This is a genomic window from Albidovulum sp. (genome assembly GCF_041919395.1).
Classification (GTDB): Bacteria; Pseudomonadota; Alphaproteobacteria; order Rhodobacterales; family Rhodobacteraceae; genus Albidovulum.
On the sequence record NZ_JAYRTX010000156.1, the window covers coordinates 1 to 3,836 of the forward strand.

The following is a 3,836-nucleotide window of genomic DNA, read 5'->3' on the forward strand; positions in this document are numbered from 1 at the left end:
CTCGACCGTGTGCGGCGCGCGCTTCAAGGGGTTGTTCTCGGCATCGAGCTTGCCCGCGGCGATCGCCTCGGCCTCGGCCGCGATCCCGAGCATCGCCGCGATGAAGCGGTCGAGTTCCGCCTTGGGCTCGCTCTCGGTCGGTTCCACCATCAGCGTGCCGGCGACCGGCCAGCTCATCGTGGGCGCGTGGAAGCCGCTGTCGATGAGCCGCTTGGCGATGTCGTCCACCGTCACCCCGGCGCGGTCCTTCATCACCCTTGTATCGAGGATGCATTCATGCGCGACCCGGCCACCCTTCGACGAGTAGAGGATCGGGTAGGCCGACTTCAGGCGGCTGGCGATGTAGTTGGCGTTCAGGATCGCCACCTTGGTCGCCTGGGTCAGCCCCTCGCCCCCCATCAGCAGGCAATAGGCCCAGGAGATGAGCAGGATCGAGGCCGAGCCATAGGGCGCCGACGACACCGCGCCCGCATCCGTCACCTCGGGGTTGCCCGGCAGGTGGGGCACCAGATGCGCCTTGACGCCGATCGGACCCATGCCGGGGCCACCGCCGCCATGCGGGATGGCGAAGGTCTTGTGGAGGTTGAGGTGGCTGACGTCCGAGCCGATGTCGCCGGGGCGGGACAGGCCCACCATGGCGTTCATGTTGGCGCCGTCGAGATAGACCTGCCCGCCGTGCCGGTGCGTGATCTCGCAGATCTCGCGCGCGGTTTCCTCGAAGACGCCGTGCGTGGACGGATAGGTGATCATGCAGGCGGCAAGATTGGCCGCGTGCTGTTCCGCCTTCGCCCGGAAGTCGGCCATGTCGATGTCGCCGTTCGGGGCTACGCCCACGACCACCACCTTCATGCCGGCCATCTGCGCCGAGGCCGGGTTGGTGCCATGCGCGGAAGTCGGGATCAGGCAGACGTCGCGATGCCCTTCGCCGCGCGAGCGGTGGAAGGCCTGGATGGTCAGGAGGCCGGCAAATTCCCCCTGCGCACCCGAATTCGGCTGCATCGAGAAAGCGTCATAGCCGGTGATCTGGCACAGCTTCGCCTCGAGATCCGCGATCATCTCGCCGTAGCCCGCCGTCTGCGCCGCAGGCGCGAACGGGTGGACGTCCGAGAATTCGGGCCAGCTCAGCGCCATCATCTCGGCGGTGGCGTTGAGCTTCATGGTGCAGGAGCCCAAGGGAATCATCGCCCGGTCGAGCGCCAGGTCGCGGTCGGCCAGACGGCGCATGTAGCGCGTCATCTCGGCCTCGGCCCGGTTCATGTGGAAGATCGGATGCGTGAGGTAGGACGAGGTCCGCAAGAGGCCCTCCGGCAGCCGGTAGTCATGGCTGAGGTCGTCGTCCTTGCGGTCGATGCCGAAAGCGCGCCAGATCGCCTCGGTATGGCTGCGGCGGGTGCGTTCGTCGAAGGCGATGCCGATCTTCGTCGTGCCGACCTTGCGCAGGTTGATCCCCTCGGCTTCCGCCGATTTCAGGATCGCGCCCTGCACCGCCCCGACCTCGACCGTGACGGTGTCGAAGAAGGCGGCGGGTTCGACCCTGTAGCCATGCACCTCGAGCCCCTTCACCAGCCGCACCGTCTTGCGGTGGATGCGCTCGGCGATGGCCTTCAGCCCTTCCGGCCCGTGGAACACGGCATACATCGAAGCCATGACCGCCAGCAGCGCCTGCGCGGTGCAGACGTTGGACGTGGCCTTCTCGCGCCGGATATGCTGCTCGCGGGTCTGCAAGCTGAGCCGGTAGGCGCGGTTGCCGCGCACATCGATGCTGACGCCGACGATCCGGCCCGGCATGTTGCGCTTCAGCGCGTCCCTGACCGCCATGTAGGCGGCATGCGGGCCGCCATAGCCCATCGGCACGCCGAAGCGCTGGGTCGAGCCGATGGCGATGTCCGCCCCCATCTCGCCCGGCGCCTTCAGCACGGTCAGCGCGAGGGGGTCGGCCGCCACGCAGGCCAGCGCGCCGGCACCGTGCAGCGCCGCGATGACGGCGGTGAAGTCCTGCACATGGCCGTAGGTGCCCGGATACTGGAACACCGCGCCGAAGACCGATGCGGGGTCGAGATCGGCGAAGGGATCGCCGACGATGACCTGCCAGCCCAGGGGGGCGGCGCGGGTCTCGATCACCGCGATGGTCTGCGGGTGGCAATGGTGGTCGACGAAGAAGGCGGTGGCCGTCGTCTTGGCCGACCGCTGGCAAAGCGCCATCGCCTCGGCCGCCGCGGTGCCTTCGTCCAGAAGCGAGGCGTTGGCGACGTCGAGCGCGGTCAGGTCCGAGATCATCGTCTGGTAGTTCAGGAGCGCCTCAAGCCGTCCCTGCGAGATCTCGGGCTGGTAGGGCGTGTAGGCGGTATACCAGGCGGGGTTCTCGAAGATGTTGCGCTGGATCGCCGGGGGCGTGACGGTGCCGTGATAGCCCTGGCCGATCAGGCTGGTCATCACCTTGTTCCGGTGGGCGACCTCGCGCAGGCGGTTGAGGACGCCCTGTTCCGACAGCGCCTTGCCCCAGGTCAGCGGCGTCTTCAGGCGGATGTCCTTCGGCACGATGCCGTCGATCAGCGCGTCGAGGCTTGGCGCCCCGACCGCGTTCAGCATCTCGGTCATCTCGGCCGGCGAGGGGCCGATATGGCGCCGGTTGGCGAAGTCGTAGGGGGCGTATTTGCTTTCAGTATAAGACATGGCGTCCTCTTAGCCCACGAGTGCCAGATAGGCGGCTTCGTCCATCAACCCGTCGGCATCGGCGGGGCGCGCCAGCTTCAGCTTGAAGAACCAGCCCGCGCCCTGCGCTTCAGAATTGACGATGGAGGGATCGTTCACGATCGCCTCGTTCACCTCGACGATCTCGCCGTCGAGCGGGCAATAGACGTCCGAGGCGGCCTTGACCGACTCGACCGTCGCCGCCGCGTCGCCCTTGGCAAGTTGCGCGCCTACGGACGGAAGATCGACGAACACAAGGTCGCCCAGTTGTTCGACGGCATGGTTGGTGATGCCGACGGTGGCGACGCCATCGGCGAGGTTCAGCCATTCGTGGTCTTCGGTGTATTTCAGCATGTCAGGCCTCCTCAGGCGCGCTTGTAGCGGGGGGTGATGAAGGGAAGGGTGGCGACGGCGACGGGCAGCCGCTTGCCGCGGACCTCGGCGAAAAGCCGGGTGCCCGGCTCCGACAGGCTGGCCGCGACATAGCCCATGGCGACGGGGCGGTCGGCGGTTGGGCCGAAGCCGCCCGAGGTGACCATGCCCACCGGTGCGGACGAGGTTTCATCCGCGAAGATCTCGGCCCCGCCGCGCACCGGCGCCCGGCCCTCGGGGGCGAGGCCGACACGGCGGCGGGGGGCGCCGCGCTCGAACTCCGGCAGGATCACCTCGGCGCCGGGGAAGCCGCCGGCGCGGGCGCCGCCGCTGCGGCGGACCTTCTGCACCGCCCATTCCAGCGCCGCCGCAACCGGCGTCGTGGTGGTGTCGATGTCGTTGCCGTAAAGGCAAAGCCCGGCCTCCAGCCGCAGGCTGTCGCGCGCGCCAAGGCCGATCGGGTGAACGTCCGGGTCGGCCAGAAGCGCCTCGGTCAGATCGACCGCCTTCTCGGCCGGCACCGAGATCTCGTAGCCGTCCTCGCCCGAATAGCCCGAGCGCGAGACGATGCAGGGCGCGCCGGCCAGCGTCACGTCCTTCAAGTCCATGAAGGCCATCGCGGCCACTTCGGGGTTGAGCCTTGCCAGGGCGCTTTCCGCCGCCGGCCCCTGCAGAGCGATCAAGCCGCGGCCGGTCAGTTCCTCGATCTCGCAATCCGCCGAAAGATGCTTGCGCAGACGGGCGATGTCCTGCGCCTTGCAGGCGGCGTTCAC

General features: G+C 68.3%; 3 protein-coding genes. All 3 read right to left on the bottom strand.

Features of this window, described 5'->3' with window-relative positions:
* A partial coding sequence (gene gcvP / locus ACMUOO_RS16605) for an aminomethyl-transferring glycine dehydrogenase (RefSeq protein WP_413855754.1) occupies positions 1 to 2,673 on the bottom strand: 2,673 nt, incomplete at its 3' end.
* A gap of 9 nt (positions 2,674 to 2,682) precedes the next feature.
* Entirely contained in the window at positions 2,683 to 3,042 is a 360-nt protein-coding gene (gene gcvH, locus ACMUOO_RS16610) for a glycine cleavage system protein GcvH (RefSeq protein WP_301920040.1), read from the bottom strand.
* Positions 3,043 to 3,056: 14 nt separating this feature from the next.
* Positions 3,057 to 3,836 (bottom strand): glycine cleavage T C-terminal barrel domain-containing protein (locus ACMUOO_RS16615; protein WP_413855755.1); only part of this gene is annotated, 780 nt, incomplete at its 5' end.